Origin of the sequence: Rhodanobacter lindaniclasticus (assembly GCF_004799035.1) — a bacterium.
GTDB lineage: Bacteria > Pseudomonadota > Gammaproteobacteria > Xanthomonadales > Rhodanobacteraceae > Rhodanobacter > Rhodanobacter lindaniclasticus.
Genome location: NZ_MWIO01000012.1, coordinates 1 through 19,081, shown reverse-complemented (window position 1 = coordinate 19,081; position 19,081 = coordinate 1). Strand labels below are relative to the sequence as shown.

Annotated in this window: 17 protein-coding genes; 12 read left to right on the top strand and 5 right to left on the bottom strand. The window is 67.4% G+C overall.

All coding sequences use genetic code 11. From position 1 onward, the window contains the following. Positions 1-253 precede the first annotated feature (253 nt). The 4 genes from B1991_RS03380 (at position 254) to B1991_RS03365 (ending at position 2,979) form a co-directional block, all read left to right on the top strand. Positions 254-1,039 carry a DUF2884 family protein gene (locus B1991_RS03380; RefSeq protein WP_136257303.1) on the top strand — a complete coding sequence of 262 codons (786 nt, stop codon included), beginning with the start codon at positions 254-256 and terminating at the stop codon, positions 1,037-1,039. A 79-nt stretch (positions 1,040-1,118) separates the two neighbouring features. Further along, the gene (locus B1991_RS03375) at positions 1,119-1,694 is read left to right on the top strand and encodes a DUF924 family protein (RefSeq protein WP_136257302.1); all 576 of its coding nucleotides are present in this window, start codon (positions 1,119-1,121) and stop codon (positions 1,692-1,694) included. Between the two features lie 46 nt (positions 1,695-1,740). Further along, positions 1,741-2,043 (top strand): DUF2845 domain-containing protein, encoded by a 303-nt coding sequence (locus B1991_RS03370; RefSeq protein ID WP_136257301.1) that lies wholly within the window; start codon positions 1,741-1,743, stop codon positions 2,041-2,043. 75 nt (positions 2,044-2,118) lie between these two features. Continuing rightward, a complete protein-coding gene (locus B1991_RS03365) occupies positions 2,119-2,979 on the top strand; it encodes a mechanosensitive ion channel family protein (RefSeq protein ID WP_136257300.1) in 861 nt (286 codons plus the stop codon). 2 nt (positions 2,980-2,981) lie between these two features. Here B1991_RS03365 and B1991_RS03360 read toward each other — a convergent pair whose 3' ends face one another. Next, the gene (locus tag B1991_RS03360) at positions 2,982-6,584 is read right to left on the bottom strand and encodes an ABC transporter permease/M1 family aminopeptidase (protein ID WP_136257299.1); all 3,603 of its coding nucleotides are present in this window, start codon (positions 6,582-6,584) and stop codon (positions 2,982-2,984) included. A 49-nt stretch (positions 6,585-6,633) separates the two neighbouring features. Beyond that, a complete protein-coding gene (locus B1991_RS03355) occupies positions 6,634-7,518 on the bottom strand; it encodes an ABC transporter ATP-binding protein (protein ID WP_136257298.1) in 885 nt (294 codons plus the stop codon). Positions 7,519-7,748: 230 nt separating this feature from the next. Between B1991_RS03355 and B1991_RS03350 the strand changes: the two genes are divergently transcribed. The 4 genes from B1991_RS03350 (at position 7,749) to B1991_RS03335 (ending at position 13,933) form a co-directional block, all read left to right on the top strand. Then, positions 7,749-9,131, top strand: a complete 1,383-nt coding sequence (locus B1991_RS03350) for a dihydrolipoyllysine-residue acetyltransferase (RefSeq protein WP_136257297.1) — start codon at positions 7,749-7,751, stop codon at positions 9,129-9,131. Positions 9,132-9,162: 31 nt separating this feature from the next. Beyond that, positions 9,163-10,068: a mechanosensitive ion channel family protein gene (locus B1991_RS03345; protein ID WP_136257296.1), complete on the top strand. Its 906-nt coding sequence runs from the start codon at positions 9,163-9,165 to the stop codon at positions 10,066-10,068. A 52-nt stretch (positions 10,069-10,120) separates the two neighbouring features. Continuing rightward, positions 10,121-11,989 carry a dihydrolipoyl dehydrogenase gene (lpdA, locus tag B1991_RS03340; RefSeq protein WP_136257295.1) on the top strand — a complete coding sequence of 623 codons (1,869 nt, stop codon included), beginning with the start codon at positions 10,121-10,123 and terminating at the stop codon, positions 11,987-11,989. 78 nt (positions 11,990-12,067) lie between these two features. After that, positions 12,068-13,933, top strand: coding sequence for a sulfotransferase (locus B1991_RS03335; RefSeq protein WP_136257294.1), 1,866 nt, complete (start codon positions 12,068-12,070; stop codon positions 13,931-13,933). Positions 13,934-14,019: 86 nt separating this feature from the next. Here the strand turns inward: B1991_RS03335 and B1991_RS03330 are convergent, their stop codons facing one another. Next, positions 14,020-14,499, bottom strand: a complete 480-nt coding sequence (locus tag B1991_RS03330; RefSeq protein WP_136257293.1) for a hypothetical protein — start codon at positions 14,497-14,499, stop codon at positions 14,020-14,022. Then, positions 14,496-15,074 carry an RNA polymerase sigma factor gene (locus B1991_RS03325; protein WP_136257292.1) on the bottom strand — a complete coding sequence of 193 codons (579 nt, stop codon included), beginning with the start codon at positions 15,072-15,074 and terminating at the stop codon, positions 14,496-14,498. The genes B1991_RS03330 and B1991_RS03325 overlap by 4 nt, the downstream gene beginning before the upstream one ends. A gap of 115 nt (positions 15,075-15,189) precedes the next feature. Here B1991_RS03325 and B1991_RS03320 point away from each other — a divergent pair, with 115 nt between their 5' ends. The 4 genes from B1991_RS03320 to B1991_RS03305 all read left to right on the top strand — a co-directional run bounded on the left by B1991_RS03320 (position 15,190) and on the right by B1991_RS03305 (position 18,587). After that, on the top strand, positions 15,190-15,516 hold the full coding sequence (locus tag B1991_RS03320; protein WP_136257291.1) for a DUF6249 domain-containing protein: 327 nt from the start codon (positions 15,190-15,192) through the stop codon (positions 15,514-15,516). A gap of 60 nt (positions 15,517-15,576) precedes the next feature. Beyond that, entirely contained in the window at positions 15,577-16,203 is a 627-nt protein-coding gene (locus B1991_RS03315) for a trimeric intracellular cation channel family protein (protein ID WP_136257290.1), read from the top strand. Between the two features lie 120 nt (positions 16,204-16,323). After that, on the top strand, positions 16,324-17,274 hold the full coding sequence (locus tag B1991_RS03310) for an ABC transporter ATP-binding protein (protein WP_136257289.1): 951 nt from the start codon (positions 16,324-16,326) through the stop codon (positions 17,272-17,274). Further along, positions 17,271-18,587 (top strand): ABC transporter permease, encoded by a 1,317-nt coding sequence (locus B1991_RS03305; protein ID WP_136257288.1) that lies wholly within the window; start codon positions 17,271-17,273, stop codon positions 18,585-18,587. The genes B1991_RS03310 and B1991_RS03305 overlap by 4 nt, the downstream gene beginning before the upstream one ends. Positions 18,588-18,594: 7 nt before the next feature. Here the strand turns inward: B1991_RS03305 and coq7 are convergent. Then, positions 18,595-19,081, bottom strand: a 487-nt coding sequence (gene coq7, locus B1991_RS03300; RefSeq protein ID WP_136257287.1) for a 2-polyprenyl-3-methyl-6-methoxy-1,4-benzoquinone monooxygenase, incomplete at its 5' end; no start/stop codon positions are given.

The window sequence follows — 19,081 nt, the reverse complement described above, 5'->3', positions numbered from 1 at the left end:
CCTCACGCTTGACCTCCCGCCGTTCCAGCACGTGCCCGGCGCCATCCATCGCGCACACCGAAAACACGCTCTTCGCCAAGTCCACACCCAGGGTTATAGTGCTCATGGAGACTTCCTCTTCTGCTGACGGTTGTGTCGCAACACCATCATGGCCCTCGAGGCCGATAGGGGAGGAAGTCTCTTTTTACTCGTTCAGCACGGGTTGGCGGGTGGCTCGGTATCCATGCAGGTTGTCGTTTCAGGAAGGTTGCCGATGCGCATTCCCTTTTTCGCCGTGATGGTTGCCGTGTCGCTGATGGCCGCACCCGTGCAGGCGCAGGACCTTGCCGCAACCTGCCACGCCAGCAGCAGCTATGACGTGACCTTCAGCCCGCAAGACGTGCTGTTCGATCGCCCCACGCCGGCACCGATGCGGGTGGAGCTGCACGAGGACAGCCTGCGCACCGATGGCGTGGCCGTCGCGCTGACGCCAGCGCAGCAGGACCGGCTGAGCGTGTTCGAGCGCGACCTGCAGGCGCTGGCACCGCGGGTGCGCCAGGTGGCGCGGAACGGTGTGGACATGGCGGCGCAGGCGCTGCGCGAGGAAGTGGCCGGGCTGGGCCTGGCGGCGGCGACCCGGGTCGAGTTCGACCGCCGGCTGGCCGCGCACGTGACCGAACTGAAGCAGCGCATCGCGCGCAGCCAGAGCACGCACGACTGGCAGGGCGACCTGATCCAGCAATACGCCAACCAGGTCAGCGCCGACCTGATGCCGCTGGTCGCCGGCGATCTCGGCCAGCAGGCGATCAACGCGGCGCTGGCCGGTGACATGCAGACCGCCGCGGACTTGCGCGACCGCGCCGGTTCGCTGGCCACTACCTTGCAGCCGCGCCTGCAACAGCGCATGCAGGCGCTGCGTCCGCAGATCGAGGCGCTGTGTCCGTCGATCCAGCGCCTGGCACGGTTGCAGCAAGGCCTGCGCGACGCACACGGCCAGCCGTTGAACCTGCTGCACGTGGACGCAACCTCCGGCGCATCGGCGGCGTCAGCGTCGGATTGAATCGCCGCATCGGCTTGCCCGTGGTGTGCCGCCACGTGAAGATGGACGTCCTTCATCGCAGGCTTCGAACGAGGTGCGCATGGCCGTGCAGCCGCAGGACGTCCTTGATTTCTGGTTCGACCCCGCGCGCGCCGCGCATTGGTTTGCAAAAGACGCCGCGTTCGACGAGCAGATCCGCCAGCGCTTCGCCGTGGCCACCGACGATGCCGCGCACGGGCACTTCGACACGTGGGCCGGCAACCCCGCCGACTGGCTGGCGCTGCTGATCGTGCTCGACCAGTTCCCGCGCAATCTCCATCGCGGCGATGCGCGGGCCTGGGCCGCCGACGTCAAGGCACAGCGCATTGCCTTGACGGGCCTGGCCGACGGTTTCGATCAGGCGTTGCCGCCGCTGCAGCGGGTATTCGCCTACCTGCCGCTGGAGCACGCCGAAGACATGGGCTTGCAGCAGCGTGCGGTGGCCTTGTTCGAGGCGTTGCACGCGCAGGCACCCGCTGCGGAGCGCGCGCGCTTCGCCGAGTTCGTGGACTATGCTCGGCGCCATCGCGAAGTGATCGCGCGCTTCGGCCGCTTTCCGCATCGCAACGCCGTGCTGGGCCGCGACAGCACGGCCGCGGAACGGGAGTATCTGGCGCAACCGGGCGCCGGCTTCTGACCGGTCCGCGGGCACGCGGCATCCGTCACCGACCAGGGAGCAGGTCATGCGCAAGATGTTCGTCGTCGTCCTCATGTTCGTCCTCGGCAACGCCGCGCAGGCGTCCAGTACCTTGCGCGTGGGCAGCCAGGTGCTGGTGGCGGGCGACAGCCAGGAGCGGGTGGTCGAGTTGCTGGGCAGACCCTCGTCGAAAACGCACCCGCATCGCGCGCGACACTCGCGCCGGAGTGTGCAGGTGCTGGAGCGCACCGATGGTGGCGAGCGCTGGCGCTATCGGCGCGACGGCCACATCACCGTGGTGACGATCGTGGATGGCCGCGTGGTCGACATCGACGACCGCAAGCTCTGACGCTGCGCATCATAAGCGCTTCCCCGGTGGCCGATTTGCTAGGCTGTCGCGGCCTTGTCGCAACGAGTCGATGTCATGCACGATTTTCTGGAGCAACTGCTGGGCAGCACGCTTTCCGAGGGCGTCATCCAGGCCGGGTTGAACCTGCTGGTGGCGCTGCTGATCCTGCTGGTCGGGATCTGGCTGGCGGCGCGGCTGGCCAACTTCAGCCAGCGCGCGCTGCAGCGCGCGGCGGTCGACGTCACCCTGGCCGGCTTCCTGCGCAACCTGATCTACGGGGTGCTGGTGGCGGTGCTGATCGTGATGGCGCTGACCAAGGCCGGCGTGCCGTCGGCACCGCTGGTGGCAGCGCTCGGCGCCGGCGGGCTGGCGATCGGACTGGCCCTGCAAGGCTCGCTGAGCAATCTTGCCTGGGGCGTGCTGCTGGTGGTGTTCCGGCCGTTCCGCGTGGGTGATTACGTCAGCGCCGGCGGCACCGAAGGCACGGTGCAGAGCATCAACCTGATGCACACCTTGCTGGTGCTGCCGGACAACCGCGAGGCCACCCTGCCGAACGCGAAGATCGGCAGCGACGTCATCGTCAACTTCAACCGGCGCGGCACGCGGCGCTTCGAGCTGAAGCTGGGCATCGGCCACCGCGACGACACCGACCAGGTGATGGCAGGGATCGTGCGCCTGCTCGACGCGGACGGGCGCGCGCTGAAGGATCCCGCGCCGGGCGTGTGGATCGAGAGCCTGGCCGGCCAGACGGTGAACCTGTTGGTGCGCGGCTGGACGTCGAGCGCCGACGGCTGGATCACGCAAACCGACCTGCTGCGCGCGATCAAGCGGCAGATCGACGCCGGCCAGATCAGCATCCCCACTGCGCCGCTGGATGTCCGGCTGGTGGGCGACAAGGCGGTGCCGGCGCCCCTGCAGGACGCCGGCGACACCTGAGCCTACTGCACCGTTACGGCGTGCCGGTTGTCGCTGGAGACCTTGTCGATCAGTTCGTTGTACGGGTCGATGCCGGCCAGCGCGGGCTTGCCGTCGACGGTGACGGTGATGGTGCCGTCGCCGTCGCCGACCATCCGTTTCTCCAGGTACAGCGGCTTGCCTTCCTTGCCGGCACCTTCGGCTGCGGCGAACACCCCGACCTCGATCGGGAAGTCGATCTTGCCGGGGGTTTCCTTGCCCTTGCCGTCGACGTAGACCTTGCCGGCGTGCACTTTCATGGTCACCTCGTACTTGCCATCCGGCAGTTTCCTCGCGGTGGCGTCGGTCATGCGGTTGTCGAACAGGGTGATCTTCCAGAAGAAGTCGTCCAGCATCGGCTGCCACTTCGGACCTAGCGCGGCGGACAGCGCAGCCATGAATTCACGCGAGGTGGTGTACGGCTGCTGCTGGAAACCCTTGTCGATCAGGAACTGCTTCAGCATCGCGTCGAGCTTGTCCTCGCCGACGTAATCCTGCAGCGCGTAGAACACCATCGAGCCCTTGCGATAGTGGATATAGGCCTGGTTCTCCACCTTGGCCAACGGCTCCTCGGCGACCTTCTCGGTGGCGCGGCCGGCCAGGTACATGTCCAGTTCGTACTTGAGGAACTTGCGCATCTGGTTGGCGCCGTACTTGTGCTTCATCACCATCAGCGAGGAATACTGCGCCAGCGACTCGCTGAGCATGGTCGAGCCCTGCATGTTGGCGCCGATCACCCGGTGCGCCCACCACTGGTGCGCCACTTCGTGCGCGGTGACGTCGTAGACGTAATCGAGCCTGGACTTGTCGCGCAGGTCGGCGATGAAGCCGATCGACTCGGAGAACGGAATGGTGTTGGCGAACGACTGCGCGAAAGTCGCGTAGCCGGGGAACTCGACGATGCGCAGCTGCTTGAACTGGTAGGGCGTGTAATGGCTGTCGTAGTAGTCCAGCGAATCGCTGGCGCTCTCGATCATCCGGTCCACGTTCCAGGCGTGCGCCGGGTTGTAGTACACCGAGATCGCCACGCCGTCGTGCTGCACGCTCTTCACCGCGTAGCGTGCCGACAGGTAGGCGAAGAAATTCAGCATCGGCTGTTCCATCCTGTAGTGGAAATAGCGCCTGCCGTTGGCCGTCCATTCCTTCTGCAGCATGCCCGGCGCCAGCGCGATCTGGTCGGCGGCGGTGGAGACGGTGGTGTCGAAGCTGATCCAGTCGGCGTCGTTGCTGATGTAGGTGTTGGCGCGCGCGGCCTGGTCGCCCAGCGGCGGCATCCGCGGCACGTCCTCTTTCAGGCCGTACTTGCGCCGGTCGTTGCGGTCGGTGAGCTGCACCTGGCTCTGGTAGCCGAACTGCGGCATCACGCGGTTGTTGAAGAAGGTGCCGTTGTGGGCCAGGAAGGTGCCGGAGGCGTCGTTGGTGAAGCCCTTCGGCGCGTACTCCAGGGTGAAGTCGAACGGCATCGACGCGCCCGGCGCCAGCGGCGTCTTCAGCCTGTAGATGGTGAAGCCCAGATCCTTGTCGGCACTGACCGTGTCGTGCGGCGCGAACTCGAGCGACTTCACGGTGAAGTCGTCGGTGAAGTTCACGTACAGCTCGCTGATCGGCGTGGCGTGCTTGTTGACCAGGGTGTAATGGACGCGCAGGTCGAGTTTGCGCCGGTGCGGGTAGATGTCGACATCGGCCTTCACCGCGGTGATCCGTGGCTGCGGCGCGTCCTTGTACTTTGCGTACTTCTTCTCGTAGTCGGCGCGCTGGATCTTCTGCGCCGTGCTGCTTTTGAACTGGTTGAGGACGTTGGTGTTGTAGTAGATCCAGCCGCCGCTGCCGATGAAGGCGGCGAGCGCCAGCGCGAGCGTCACCACCGCCGGGGCGCGCAGCCGGGCGCGGGCCTCGCGCCAGCGTTCGCGCCAGGACTGGCTGGTGCCGCGCACCCAGAACAGCGCGGCCAGCACCAGCAGTACCACGGCGCAGCAGGCCCAGTAGAAATCGAACCACAGCACGCCCTTGAGGAAATGGCCGTAGCCGTTGAGGTCCGAGTACGGCGCACCGGGAGTGGTGCCGTAGTTGTAGATGTGCTGCTCCCAGTGCAGCAGGTCGAAGCCGATCGCGCTGAGCACCAGCCACACGATGGTCAGCAGGTAGCCGAGGAACTTGTTGTTCGACAGTACCTGGAAGAACACCGCCAGCACCGCCAGCAGCACGAACGGGATCGCCTGCAGCGCGAGCGTCTGCAGGTACAGGCCCGGTTCCAGGTGGGTGTAACCGTGGCCCAGCTGCCAGCCGATGCCGACCAGCGCGCCGATCAGCAGGAAGCAGACGATCACCGCCAGCAGGCTGCCCAGCTTTGCGGTCAGCGGCACCCAGTCCGGCACCGGGAACGCGTCGCTGACCTCGGCCGAGCGCTGGCTGCGCTCGCGCCAGACCAGTTCGCCGGCGTAGAAGGTGATGATGATGTAGAGCAGCCACTGGAAGCCGCCCTCGATGTTGCCCAGTACCTGGTGCGTCACCGGGTAAGTCGCGGTGCCGTAGATCTGCCCGGACAGCATGAAGGCGCCGAACAGGTTGGCCAGGCCCAGCGCCAGCATCACCAGGAACGGTACGCCGCGCAGCACGCTGGCCGTGTCGAACGCAAACTGCGTGCGCAGTTGCAGCAGGTGGGCGCGCAGGTTGTTGGCCAGGCTTACCCGCGGCAGCGCCAGCGCGGCGGACACCGCTTGCGGGCGCAGCATCGGCGGCTCCGCCCGCTTCTTGCGTCGCGGCAGCTGCAGGCCTTCGCGGTTGGGCCGGAACAGCAGCGCGGCGAGGCCGAGCAGCGCCACGCTCACGCCCACCCACAGCAGGCGGTTGAACAGCAGCACGCCGGTCAGTGCCGGCAGCGCGTGGTTGCTCTGGTCGGCCGACCAGTAGCGCGTGACGATCGCCAGCGTGCGCCCGCCGAACGGGTCGAGCATCGCCGCGAGGTAATGGTTGTTGACGTCCTTGGTCAGCTGCGCCACCACGCCCTGCAGCACGAAATAGATGATCACCCCGATGTAGGTGGCCAGCAGCGAGCGGGTGGTGGTGGCCAGCAGGTAGAGCAGGGCGGCGATGAACAGCATGTCCGGCAGCACGATCACGCCGAACGCCCAGGCGTAACCGTGCCAGTCCGCCGGCCCCAGCCGTGCCGCGTCGACCCACGGCATCATGCCGCCCAGCGCGATGCCCAGCGCACACGCCAGCATGATCGCCAGCGAGGCGGCGTAGCCGGCGGCGAAACGGCCGCCGAGGTAGGAGCCGCGGCCCATCGGCGTGGCGAACAGCAGTTCCGAGGTGCGCTGGTCGAAGTCGCGCAAGGCGGCGGCGGCGACGAAGATGGTGACCAGGAAGATGCTCAGCACGGTGAGCACGGTGAGCAGGCGCACGATCACCAGCGGCGCGTTGCGCAGCACGTTGCCGCTGGCGCCGCCGAGGATCACCGCGTCGCTGCTGGCCAGCGCAAAGGCGATCGCGCCGAAGGCCAGCGCCACGATCCAGAACAGCGGCGCCTTCAGTTGCTGGCGCAACTCGAAGCGGAATATTTCAAGAAAGGTCGACTGCGAAAACATCATGGATCCCTGTCTGGGCTGGCCTGGTTCGGCGGGTGGTCGGTCGCGCTCAGGCCGCCCGGGCAGTGGCCTGGGCGCGCAGACGGCCGAAGTAGACGTCCTCCAGGTCCGGCGCCACGGCTTCGAAACCCGCTTCGGGCAGCGTGTCGGCCAGCACGTGCAGCAGGGTGCGGCCGCCGGCGAGGCGGGTGGACAGGATCGTCATGCGGGCGCGGTAACCGTCCAGTTCGGCCTTGTCGATGGTGCGGCGCCAGACCCGGCCTTCCAGCGAGCGGATCGCCTCGGCCGGCTCGCCGGCCAGCAGCACCTGGCCCTGGCCGATGATCGCCATGCGCGAGCACAGGTCGGTGACGTCCTCCACGATGTGGGTGGACAGGATCACCACCATCCGCTCGCCCAGCTCGGCGAGCAGGTTGAGGAAGCGGTTGCGTTCCTCCGGATCGAGGCCCGCGGTGGGCTCGTCGACGATGATCAGGCGAGGTTCGCCGATCAGCGCCTGGGCGATGCCGAAGCGCTGGCGCATGCCGCCGGAGTAGGTGCCGAGCTTGCGCTTGCGCACGTCCCACAGATTGACCTGGCGCAGCAGCGCCTCCACCAGCTCGCGTCGCTCGGATTTCACGGTGACGCCCTTGAGCACGGCGAAGTGCTCCAGCATCGCCTCGGCCGAGACTTTCGGGTACACGCCGAATTCCTGCGGCAGATAGCCCAGCAGGCGGCGGGTGGCCTGCTTGTCGGCGAGCAGGTCCATGCCATCCAGCGTGATCGTGCCTTCGTCCGGATCCTGCAGCGTGGCAATGGTACGCATCAGCGAGGACTTGCCCGCGCCGTTGGGGCCGAGCAGGCCGAACATGCCGGCGGGGATGTCCAGCGACACGCCGCGCAGCGCCCGGACGCCGTTGGCGTAGGTCTTGGAGAGGTCACGAAGGATCAGCATGAAAGGTTCCTGTGCCGCGTGCTGCGGCTGGCTATGGCATCAGGGTAGGGCACGGGCACGTCAGCCGCGCCCGCTCAAGGTAATGCATACGCATGCGAATGGAAGGTGCCGTTGGTATGGCCTGGCGCAGCGCCGACCGGGCGTACCGCGCGCGCCTTGGTTATGATTGACGTCTTGACTGGCGCCGCGCCATCCCCGAGCGCCGCACCGAAGCCTTGCAGGAGTCATCAATGGCCGACCTCAAAGAAGCCCGCGTCCCCGACATCGGTCACGATGGCGTGCCCGTCATCGAAGTACTGGTCAAGGCCGGCGACAAGGTCGAGAAGGATCAGAGCCTGGTCACGCTGGAGTCGGACAAGGCCACGATGGAGGTGCCCGCGCCGTTTGCCGGCACCATCAAGGAGATGAAGCTCAAGGTGGGCGACGAGGTTTCCGAAGGCGCGGTGATCGCCCTTATCGAAACCGACGGCGATGTGGAAGCCGACGGCGCAGCCGTCTCCGCGTCCCCCTCTCCCGCCCCGGGAGAGGGCGGGGGTGAGGGTGCGCCCGAAGCGGCGAAGCCGCCAGCTCCCGCGCCTGCTCCGGCTCCCGCCGCACCGAAACCCGCGCCAGCCGCCGTCCAGGGCGCGCACAACGCACCCGAAGGCGACGTGTCGCCGCAGGCGCGCCCGCCGATGGATGCCAGCATCGTGATGCCCGGCGACGCGCCGTATGCCAGTCCCGCCGTGCGCGCCTTCGCGCGCGAACTGGGCGTGGACATCCGCCAGGTCAAGGGCAGTGGCCGGGGCGGCCGTATCCAGCGCGACGATGTCAGCGACTACGTCAAGCACGCGCTGGCCTCCGGCGCGCGTCCCGCGGCCGGTGCGGCCTCGGTGGGCGGCTTGAGCCTGCTGCCGTGGCCGAAGGTCGACTTCGCCAAGTTCGGCGAGATCGAGGAGAAGCCGCTCACCCGCATCCAGAAGATTTCCGGCGCCAACCTGGCACGCAACTGGGCGATGATCCCGCACGTCACCCAGCACGAGGACGCCGACATCACCGAGATGGAGGCGTTCCGCAAGCAGCTCGGCGCCGAGAACAAGGACCTCAAGATCAGCCCGCTGGTGTTCCAGATCAAGGCGGTGGTGGCCGCGCTGAAGCAGTTCCCGCAGTTCAACGCCTCGCTCGACGAATCCGGCGAGAAGCTGATCCTGAAGAAGTACTTCCACATCGGCATCGCGGTGGACACGCCCGACGGCCTGGTGGTGCCGGTGATCCGCGACTGCGACAAGAAAGGCCTGCTCGACCTGGCCCGCGACCTCGCCGAGATCTCGAAGAAGGCGCGCGAGAAGAAGCTTGGTCCGGCCGAGATGTCAGGCGGCTGCTTCTCGATCAGCTCGCTCGGCGGCATCGGCGGCACCTACTTCACGCCGATCGTCAACGCGCCGGAAGTGGCCATCCTCGGTGTTTCCAAGTCGGTGACCAAGCCGGTGTGGAACGGCAAGGAGTTCGTGCCGCGGCTGATCCTTCCGCTTTCCCTCTCCTACGACCACCGCGTCATCGACGGTGCCCTGGCGGCACGCTTCGCCTCGTTCCTGGCCGGCCAGCTGGGGGACATCCGCCGGCTGCTGCTGTAACGGCTCCCCGGTGGCGCCGGTGCAGGCCCTGATGGATCTCCCGCTGGCATCGCCGGCGTGGCTGGTGCTGCCGATGGCGCAGTGGCTCGACAGCAGCCTGCTGCGCGGGGGCGGCTTCAACCTGACGGTGGGTTCGCTCGCCGTCGCCGTCCTGCTGTTCGTGCTGTGCGTGCTGCTGTCGGTGCTGCTGCGCCGGCTGTTGCGGCGTTACGCGCGGCGCTACGAAAGCGTCAATCCCTCTTCGGTGTACGTGGTGGGGCGGCTGCTGCACTACCTGCTGCTGCTCATCGGCACGCTGCTGGCGTTGAATGCCACCGGCATCCCGATGGCGCGGTTCACCGTGTTCGCCGGCGCGCTGGGCGTGGGCCTGGGCTTCGGCCTGCAGGCGATCTTCAACAACTTCGTCTGCGGCGTGGTGCTGCTGTTCGACCGCAGCCTGAAGGTCGGCGATTTCGTCGACCTCGCATCAGGCGTGCATGGCCGCGTGCGCGACATCGGCATCCGCGCCACCCGCATCACCACCAATGACGACATCGACATCGTGGTGCCGAATTCCGAGTTCGTGAATGGACGGGTGGTCAACTGGACCGTGCGCGAGGGCTTTCGCCGCCTGAAAGTTCCGTTCCACGTGGCCTACGCCAGCGACAAGGAAGCGGTGAAGCAGGCGGCGCTGGAGGCGTCGCGCGCGGTGGACTTCACCCTGACCCAGGAAGGCGACAAGGCGCCGCAGGTGCGCCTGGTGGCGTTCGGCGAATGGGCGATGGAGTTCGAGCTGGTGGTGTGGCTCAACGCCGACGCCACCCGTCGCCCCGGCGCCGCCATTGCCGCGTACAACTGGGCGCTGCATGACGCGCTGCTGGCGCGCGGCATCCGCATCCCGCTGCCGCAACGCGACGTGCGGCTGTTCCAACCTGTGTCCGATACCGCTGTCCCCTGATCCGCGGCCGGCGCCCCGCGCGCCGGCTGCCCGCAACCGCGAGGAAATACCCATGGCCAACACCATCGAAATCAAGGTTCCCGACATCGGCGGCCACGACAACGTCCCGGTGATCGAGGTGCTGGTGAAGGCCGGCGACACGGTCTCGAAGGACCAGAGCCTGGTCACGCTGGAATCGGACAAGGCCACCATGGAGATTCCTTCCAGTGCTGCCGGCGTGATCAGGGAACTCAGGCTCAAGGTGGGCGACGAGGTGTCCGAGGGGGCCGTGATCGCCATATTGGAAACCGATGGCCATAAGGAAGCCGACGGCGCAGCCGTCTCATCGTCCCCCTCTCCCGTTCCGGGAGAGGGCAGGGGTGAGGGTGCGGGGGCGCGGAGGAGCTTCAGCGAAGAAGCGGACAAGAACGCACACTCTGCCGCGAGCACCCGCCCCTCACCTCAATCCTCTCCCCAGAGGGGAGAGGAGGCGAAGGTGCCGCAAGCGGCAGCTTTATCTGGAAAGAAGCCGGACATCGAATGCAAGCTGGTCGTGCTCGGCTCCGGCCCCGGTGGCTACAGCGCCGCGTTCCGCGCTGCCGACCTCGGCGTCGACACCGTGCTGGTCGAGCGCTACGGCACGCTCGGCGGCGTCTGTCTCAACGTGGGCTGCATTCCGTCCAAGGCGCTGCTGCATGCCGCCGCGGTGATCGACGAGGCCGCGGCGATGGCCGCGCACGGCGTCGCGTTCGGCGCGCCGAAGATCGACCTCGACAAGCTGCGCGGCTTCAAGACCAAGGTGGTCGGCCAGCTCACCGGCGGCCTCGCCACGATGGCGAAGCAGCGCAAGGTGCGCGCGCTCGTGGGCACCGGCATGTTCGTGTCGCCGCACGAAATGGAAGTCCATACGGCCGAAGGCACGAAGCTGCTCCGCTTCGAGCATGCGATCATCGCGGCCGGTTCGCAGGCGGTGCGGCTGCCGATGTTCCCGTGGGACGATGAACGCGTGATGGATTCCACCGGCGCGCTGGAATTGAAGGACATCCCGAAGAGCTTGCTGGTGGTCGGCGGCGGCATCATCGGCCTGGAGATGGCCACGGTGTATGCCGCGCTGGGCAGCGCGGTGACCGTCGTCGAGTTCATGGACCAGCTCATTCCCGGCGCGGACGCCGACCTGATCAGGCCGCTGGCCAAGCGCCTGGGCGGCAAGCTCAAGGGCGTGCACCTGAAGACCAAGGTGGTGACGGCCAAGGCGACGAAGAAGGGCATCGAGGTCGGCTACGAAGGCGACAGCATTCCCGAGACCACGCTGTTCGACCGCGTGCTGGTCGCCGTGGGCCGCTCGCCGAACGGCAACAAGATCGGCGCGGACAAGGCTGGCGTGGCGGTGACCGAGCGCGGCTTCATCAACGTCGACACGCAGATGCGCACCAACGTGCCGCATATTCACGCCATCGGCGACCTGGTCGGTCAACCGATGCTGGCGCACAAGGCCACCCATGAGGCGCACGTCGCGGCGGAGGCGGTGGCGGGGCTGAAGAGCCACTTCGACGCGCGGGTGATCCCGTCGGTCGCCTATACCGACCCGGAAATCGCCTGGGTCGGCGTGACCGAGCGCGAGGCGAAGGAAAAGGGCCTGAGGGTCGGCGTGGGCAAGTTCCCGTGGGGCGCCTCGGGCCGCGCCATCGGCATCGACCGCACCGAGGGTTTCACCAAGCTGATCTTCGACGAGGACACCCACCGCATCGTCGGCGCCGGCATCGTCGGCGTGCACGCCGGCGACCTGATCTCCGAGCTGGCGCTGGCGATCGAGATGGGCGCCGAGGCGGCCGACATCGCGCTCACCGTGCACCCGCATCCGACCCTGGGCGAGTCGGTCGGCATGGCGGCGGAAGTCTACGAAGGCACCATCACCGACCTGTACGTGCCGAAGAAGAAATAAGCGCGTCATCCCTTGCCGTTTCCGTCATCGCCCCGCAAACCGCCTGACCACTGAATCCTTTCCACGGTAACGAATTTCATGAAGCTCTCGGTTCCGTTCGTGCAGTTGCCCGTCCAGTTCGACCACGGCCGCCTGCTCGAGGAAATGCGCGCACTGGATCCGTCGAGCTGGATGGAGCACCCGCAGAAATTTCCCGGCAATTTCGCGTTGCCGCTGATTTCCGTGGGCGGCGATCCGCTCAGCGACGCGATCGCCGGCCCGATGCGGCCGACCCCGAACCTGCAGCGTTGCCCCTATCTGACCCAGGTACTGCATCGCATCGGCGCGGTGTGGGGGCGCACCCGGCTGATGAAGCTCAGTGGCGGCGCGGAGGTGACCCCGCATGCGGACATCAGCTACTACTGGCGCCAGCGCGCCCGGGTGCATGTGCCGATCGTGACCAAGCCCGGGGTGCGGTTCATGTGCGGAGACCGCGAGGTCAACATGGCCGCCGGCGAATGCTGGATCTTCGATACCTGGCGTCCGCATCGGGTGATCAATGCCGCGGATGACGAGCGCATCCACCTGGTGGCCGATACCGTCGGCAGCGAGTCGTTCTGGGACATGGTGGGTCGGGGGCGTGCACCCGGCCAGGGTGCGTTCGACGGTTGGCGCGCCGAGCCCTTCCTGCCGACGTCGAACGACATCGCCGAGCTGGCCTATGAATCGGTCAACGTCCCCGAAGTGATGACACCGTGGGAAATGCGCGAACACCTGATGTTCCTGCTCGGCGAGGTGCAGCCGCACCCGCAACTGGGGGCGGCGCAGCAGGCCGTGGCACGTTTTCTCCCCGCCTGGTTCGCGTTGTGGGCGCAATACGGCACCGACCAGGCAGGCTGGCCCCGCTATCGGGCGCTGCTCGATGGCCTCGACGAGCTGCTGGGGCGGGTCGCCGCGCCGTTGCAGTTGAAGAACGGCGCGCAGTTCGTGGCGTGCGCGCGCGCAATGATCATGGACGTGGCCCTGGCCGACCGCAGCAAGAATCTCGGCGCCTATGAACCGCGGGCGCCGGCCAGCGCGAGCCCGGCCAAGGCGACCGCGTCGCGTCCCGGCAGGGACCCCGATTTCGATCGCCCGGTATTCGTGGTGTCGTCGCCGCGCTCGGGTTCGACCTTGTTGTTCGAGACGCTGGCGCAGGCGCCGGGCCTGACCACCATCGGTCGGGAAAGCCATGCGCTGATCGAAGGCATGCCGGCGCTGAATGCCGGCATGCGCGGCTTCGAGTCCAATCGCCTCACGGCCGTCGACGCGACGCCGGCGGTCACAGGCGAGTTGCGCCAGCGACTGCTGGCCGAGCTGCGCGATCGCGAGGGCCGGCCGCCGGCGCAGCGTCCGATCCGGGCGATGGAGAAGACGCCGAAGAACGCGTTGCGCGTGCCGTTCCTGGCGCAGGTGTTTCCCGAGGCGCATTTCGTCTACCTGTATCGCGACCCGCGCCAGACGTTGAGCAGCATGATCGAGGCGTGGCAGTCCGGAAACTTCCGCACCTACCATGATCTTCCCGGCTGGCAGGGATTGCCGTGGTCGCTGCTGCTGGTACCCGACTGGCGCGAGCTGAACGGTCGGCCGTTGCCGGAAATCGTGGCGGCGCAATGGGAAAGGACCACGCGCATCCTGCTGGACGACCTCGACGCCCTGCCCGCCGAACGTCGCCACGTGGTGCGCTTCGACGCGTTCCTGGCCGACCCGGGCGGGCAGATGCGGCAGCTGTGCGATGACCTCGGGCTGGCATGGGATCGCGCACTTGCCGGCACGTTGCCGCTGTCACGCCATACGGTGTCCCCGCCGGATACGGAAAAGTGGCGGCGGCATGCCGACCTCATCGAGCCGTTGCTTCCAGCATTGCAGGACACCATCGATCGGGCCAACCGTTTCATCGCGGAGCACGAAGCGGCTCGCGCCTGACGAAGCGGTGACATCCACGCGGCGGGCAGGGGCCTGACGCTTCCGCGGGATGGTCCGGGGACCGCGGCCGGCCCCGGCCTAGCGGCTCAGTCCGTCTTCTTCGGCGGGTGCAGTTGCCATTGGCCGATCAGCCACGAGGCGCCAAGGCAGCCAGCCAGCGCCAGCAGCCAGCGGGTGGCCGCCGAATGCGGGCTCGGCAGCAGCGTGACGAAGGACGGCAGCCAGGTGCTGCCGTAGATGGCCGCTACCGCCGTCGCCGCCGCGACCAGCACGATGCCCAGCGCCAGCGTCAGCATGGATTCGAGCGAGCCCTCGGAAGCCGCCCGTCGGGTCGGAGCCGGTGCGATCCGCGCGGCCACCTGCCGTGCAAAATCCGCGGGCAACGCGTCCGGCAGCGGTTCACGCAGGGTGCGCGCGAGCAGGCGGTAGCGCCGGCTGCGTGCGTCGTCGCCAGCGGGGTCGAGCTGCAGGCGCTCGCGGCGCGTGGCGTTTTCCTGCGCCAGCCATTCGTGCTCCTGCGCGGCGTCGTCGAAGGGCGGGATGTGGTCGTCGATGTGCTGGATCATGCTGCAACTCCGGTCCGTGTTTCGAGCGCACCGCGCAGGCGCAGGCGCGAGCGGAACAGGTGGCTCTTGATGGTGCCGTTGGCCAGTCCGGTCATCCGGGCGATCTCCGGAATGGTGGCCTCTTCGAGGTAGTACAGGGTCAGCACGGTGCGCTGCAGGGGCGGCAACTGCTCGATCGCCTCATGCAGGTGCCGGCAGGTCTCCTCGTCGGCGCAGGCGGCTTCCAGGTCGAAGCCGTCGCCGACGTTTTCCAGCAATGCGCTGTCGTCGGCGCTGCCCTTGTCGACGAGGGGAATCCGTTTGTGCTCCAGGTGCCGCAGCGCGATGGTGTAGGCCACGCGGCCGATCCAGGACTTCAGCGCGCTCTCGTGGCGGTACTGGTGCAGGCACTGGTGCACGCGCAGGAAAGTGTCCTGGCACAGGTCGCGTGCGTCCTCCGGGTTGCGCACCATGCGCTGGATGATGTGCCAGCACAGCCCCTGGTGCTCGCGCACGAGGCGTTCGAACGCGCCCGGCCGATTGGCCAGCACGGCGTCGACCAGCTCGCGGTCGTGGCTGCTGCGGATGTCATCCATGGGGCAATGGATACGTGCGGGCGGGAAACGGTTGCGCCCATCTTGCTGCAACCGTTCGGTGAAAGCCCGTATCCAAGCTCATGAAGGTCCACCATCCGCCACCGAGGAGTCACCCATGAATTTCGAAGCCCTGATCCCGATCAGCCTGTTCGTCTGCATTGCCTATGCCATCAAGGTCGTGGTCGACGCGCGGGTGCGCCAGCGCATGGTTGCCGCCGGCGGTTCGGCGGATCTGGTCGACTCGGTGCTGCGCGACGAGGAACTGCGCCGCCGCCATTCCTCGCTGCGCTGGGGCATCGTGCTGCTGGCGCTGGCAGTGGGTTTCGGGCTGATCCAGTGGTTCGGCTGGCAGGAAGTCACCCCGGGCATGATCGCCGTGCTGGCCGGCGTGACGGGCCTGGGCAACCTGGCGTTCTTCGCGATCTCGCGCAAGCTGGGCTGAAACTGGTTCAATGGCGGGCATCGCCGCATCGGCGGCATGCCCACCCGAAGAGCCGGACGCGTGAACGAGCAAATGTTGTTCAATCTGGTGGACCTGGCCGGCACATTCGCGTTCGCGATCAGCGGCGCGACCGCGGCCAGGCGCAGCAACCTGGATCTGTTCGGCATCCTGGCGATCGCCTTCATTACCGCCTGCGGCGGCGGCATCGTGCGCGACCTGTGCATCGGCGCGATCCCGCCGGCGGGCCTGTCGGACTGGCGCTACCTGTTCACCGCCGTGGTCGCCGCGCTGCTGACCATCGTGGCCTATCCGTGGGTGGAGCGGCTGACCTATCCGGTGCGGCTGTTCGATGCGATGGGGCTGGGCCTGTTCGCGGTTTATGGCGCGCACAAGGCGCTGCTTTACGGCAACAACGCCGAAGTGGCGATCCTGCTCGGCGTCGTCACCGCCGTCGGTGGCGGCATGGCACGCGACGTGTTGCTGGCGCGGGTATCGATCGTGCTGGAGCGGGAAATCTACGCGTCGGCCGCGTTGATCGGCGCGGCGCTGACCGTGCTGGGCGAATACCTCGACTGGCCCGCCGTGTGGGCGACCTGGTTGCCGATCGTGGTGTGTTTCGGCCTGCGGTTCCTGTCGCTGCACCTGCACTGGAATCTGCCGCGCTTCGGTCGCCGCGACTCGCACTGAGCCGGCGCCTGGCGTGGCACGGCCGCACGGGTGACCGCCATCGGACACCTTTGCCCGGCCGGCACCGCATGCTAGTTTTCCCGATTCGGGCGGGGAGCCCGCATTTCAGGGAACCGCTACATGACAGCAGCCTGCGTGCGCATCGAGTCCGTCACCAAGCGCTTTTCCGGACATACGGCGGTGAACCGCCTGTCCATGGAAATCCCCGGCGGCGGCATCTTCGGCCTGCTTGGCCCCAACGGTGCGGGCAAGTCCACCACCATTCGCCTGATCATGGGCATCCTGGAGCCGGACGAGGGCAAGATCGTGCTGTTCGACTCCCCGCGCAACAGCCGCGCGTTGTCGCAGCGCATCGGCTACCTGCCGGAGGAGCGCGGCCTGTACAAGAAGATGAAGGTGCTCGACCACCTGATCTTCCTCGGCGAGACCAAGGGCATCGGCCGCGCCGACGCGCGCAAGCGCGCGCAGGCCTGGCTGGAGCGCCTCGGCGTCAGCGACTGGGCCCAGAAGAAGGTCGAGGATCTTTCCAAGGGCATGCAGCAGAAGGTGCAGTTCGCCGGCGCGCTGCTGCACGAGCCCGAGCTGGTGATCCTTGACGAACCGTTCTCCGGTCTCGACCCGGTCAATGCGCAGGTGATGAAGGACATCGTGGTGGCGATCGCCGCCGAGGGCCGCACCGTGCTGTTCTCCACCCACGTGATGGAGCAGGCCGAGCGCATGTGCGACCGCATCGCGATCATCGCGCGCGGCGAGATGGTGGTGAACGGCACGGTGGCGCAGGTCAAGGAGGATTTCGGCGGGCGCCACGTGGCGCTGGGCTTCACCCACGACAAGGCGCGCGCCGCGAACATCCTGGCCGATCGCGCGCTGATCGCCCGCGTCGACGATTATGGTGCCTCCGCCGAGCTGCAGATGGCCGATGGCGCCGACCCCGAACAACTGCTCGCGGCGCTGGTGCGCGAAGGCGTCGGCCTGCGCCGGTTCGAGGTGGTCGAACCGTCGCTGCATGCCATTTTCATCGCCAAGGTCGGCGCCGAAGCCGCCACCGCCCACGCCGGAGTCGCCGCATGAAGAAGATCATTGCCGTTGTCCGCCGCGAGTTCGTCGAACGCGTGCGCACCAAGGCGTTCGTGATTTCCACCGTGCTGCTGCCGGTGTTCATGGTGGCGATGGTGCTGTTGCCCGCGCTGATGATGAGCGGCGGCGACCGCACCAGCCGCGTGGCGCTGGTGGATGCCTCCACCACGAATCTCGGCCAGCGCGTCAGCCAGGCACTCGGATCGGAAAAGATCGGCAAGGGAGCCGACGCCAAGTCGCGCTACACCGTGCAGGTGTTTCCGGCTACCGGCGATGATCTTGCCAAGGTGCGCGACGGGCTGATCGCCGAGACCGGTTTTTCCAGCAGCAAGAAGAAGGATGGCTGGAACGGCGTGCTGGTGCTCACCGACGAGACGCTGGCCACCGGCAAGCTTGCCTACTACGGCGGCAATGTCGGTTCGCTGGAAGCTATGAGCAAGTTGCAGCGCGTGGTGTCGAGTGCGCTGACCGGCGTGCGCCTGGCCAAGTCCGGCGTGGATACGGCTCTGCTCAAGGAGGCGATGAAGCCGGCCGACATGGACACCACCAAGGTCACCGACGGCAAGCAGACCGGCCAGAGCGGCACCGAGTCGTACCTGATCGCGTACTTCATGGGCTTCATCCTGTACATCGCGATCCTGATCTACGGCCAGCAGACGATGACCTCGGTGATCGAGGAAAAGACCTCGCGCATCATGGAGGTGCTGACCTCGTCGCTGACCCCGTTCCAGATGCTGCTGGGCAAGGTGCTCGGCGTGGGCCTGGCCGGGCTGGCGCAGATGGGGATCTGGGGCGGCACCGCGCTGGTGCTAAGCAGCCAGCGGTTGCCGCTGGCCGGCATGTTCGGCATGAGCGCCGATGCGGCGCAGAGCTTCCCGATCCCGAGCATGCCGCCGGGGTTGCTGGTGGTGTTCCTGCTGTATTTCGCGCTGGGTTTCATGCTCTACGGCGCGCTGTACGCGGCGATCGGCGCGATGTGCAACACGATCCAGGAGACCCAGCAGTACGCGATCTTCGTCACCGTGTTCATCATCGTGGGCTTCTTCGCGGTGTTCGCCCTGATCAAGGACCCGACCGGTCCGCTTGGCGTGACGATGTCCTACGTCCCGTTCTTCGCGCCGTTCACGATGCCCGTGCGCTGGTCGCTGACCTCGGTGCCGCCCATGGAACTGGTGTTGTCGCTGACGCTGATGGTGCTCGCCCTGCTGGCCTGCGTGTGGCTGGCCGCGCGGATCTACCGCACCGGCATCCTGATGTACGGCAAGAAGCCGTCGTGGGGCGAGCTGTGGCGCTGGATCAGGGCGTGATGCGGGTTCAGATGCGGTAGGCGACGGTCTTCATCAGCATCGAGCTCACGTGCATCAACTGCGGCAGGGGAAATGGCAGCTCGATGCCGCCACGCTGCTGCGCGGCTTCGGCGTGGCGGATCTCGTCGGCCTGCATGGTGGTCAGCACCGCGCGCGAGCGCGCATCCTGCGGCGGCAGCTTTTCCAGGTGTTCGGCCAGGTGGGTTTCCACCTGGCGTTCGGTTTCCACCACGAAACCGAGGCTGAGCGGGTCGCCGGCCAGTGCGGCGGCGGCACCGATGGCATAGCTGCCGGCGTACCACAGGGGATTGAGCAGGCTGGGGCGGCTGTGCAGTTGCTGCAGGCGTTCGGCGCACCAGGCCAGGTGGTCGGTCTCCTCGCTCGCGGCGTGCAGCAGGTGTTCGCGGTTGTCGGCGTCGCGCGCCAGCGCGGCCTGGCCCACGTAGAGCGCCTGGGCGCAGACCTCGCCGGTGTGGTTGACCCGCATCAGGCCG

What these genes read in the sequence shown, in the direction of transcription:
- B1991_RS03320 (WP_136257291.1), top strand. Translation starts at nt 15,190, where the DNA reads ATGAATTTCGAAGCCCTGATCCCGATCAGCCTGTTCGTCTGCATTGCC.
- B1991_RS03325 (WP_136257292.1), bottom strand. Translation starts at nt 15,074, where the DNA reads ATGGATGACATCCGCAGCAGCCACGACCGCGAGCTGGTCGACGCCGTG.
- B1991_RS03345 (WP_136257296.1), top strand. Translation starts at nt 9,163, where the DNA reads ATGGATCTCCCGCTGGCATCGCCGGCGTGGCTGGTGCTGCCGATGGCG.
- lpdA (WP_136257295.1), top strand. Translation starts at nt 10,121, where the DNA reads ATGGCCAACACCATCGAAATCAAGGTTCCCGACATCGGCGGCCACGAC.
- B1991_RS03370 (WP_136257301.1), top strand. Translation starts at nt 1,741, where the DNA reads ATGCGCAAGATGTTCGTCGTCGTCCTCATGTTCGTCCTCGGCAACGCC.
- B1991_RS03375 (WP_136257302.1), top strand. Translation starts at nt 1,119, where the DNA reads ATGGCCGTGCAGCCGCAGGACGTCCTTGATTTCTGGTTCGACCCCGCG.
- B1991_RS03365 (WP_136257300.1), top strand. Translation starts at nt 2,119, where the DNA reads ATGCACGATTTTCTGGAGCAACTGCTGGGCAGCACGCTTTCCGAGGGC.
- B1991_RS03310 (WP_136257289.1), top strand. Translation starts at nt 16,324, where the DNA reads ATGACAGCAGCCTGCGTGCGCATCGAGTCCGTCACCAAGCGCTTTTCC.
- B1991_RS03360 (WP_136257299.1), bottom strand. Translation starts at nt 6,584, where the DNA reads ATGTTTTCGCAGTCGACCTTTCTTGAAATATTCCGCTTCGAGTTGCGC.
- B1991_RS03355 (WP_136257298.1), bottom strand. Translation starts at nt 7,518, where the DNA reads ATGCTGATCCTTCGTGACCTCTCCAAGACCTACGCCAACGGCGTCCGG.
- B1991_RS03380 (WP_136257303.1), top strand. Translation starts at nt 254, where the DNA reads ATGCGCATTCCCTTTTTCGCCGTGATGGTTGCCGTGTCGCTGATGGCC.
- B1991_RS03330 (WP_136257293.1), bottom strand. Translation starts at nt 14,499, where the DNA reads ATGATCCAGCACATCGACGACCACATCCCGCCCTTCGACGACGCCGCG.
- B1991_RS03305 (WP_136257288.1), top strand. Translation starts at nt 17,271, where the DNA reads ATGAAGAAGATCATTGCCGTTGTCCGCCGCGAGTTCGTCGAACGCGTG.
- B1991_RS03350 (WP_136257297.1), top strand. Translation starts at nt 7,749, where the DNA reads ATGGCCGACCTCAAAGAAGCCCGCGTCCCCGACATCGGTCACGATGGC.
- B1991_RS03335 (WP_136257294.1), top strand. Translation starts at nt 12,068, where the DNA reads ATGAAGCTCTCGGTTCCGTTCGTGCAGTTGCCCGTCCAGTTCGACCAC.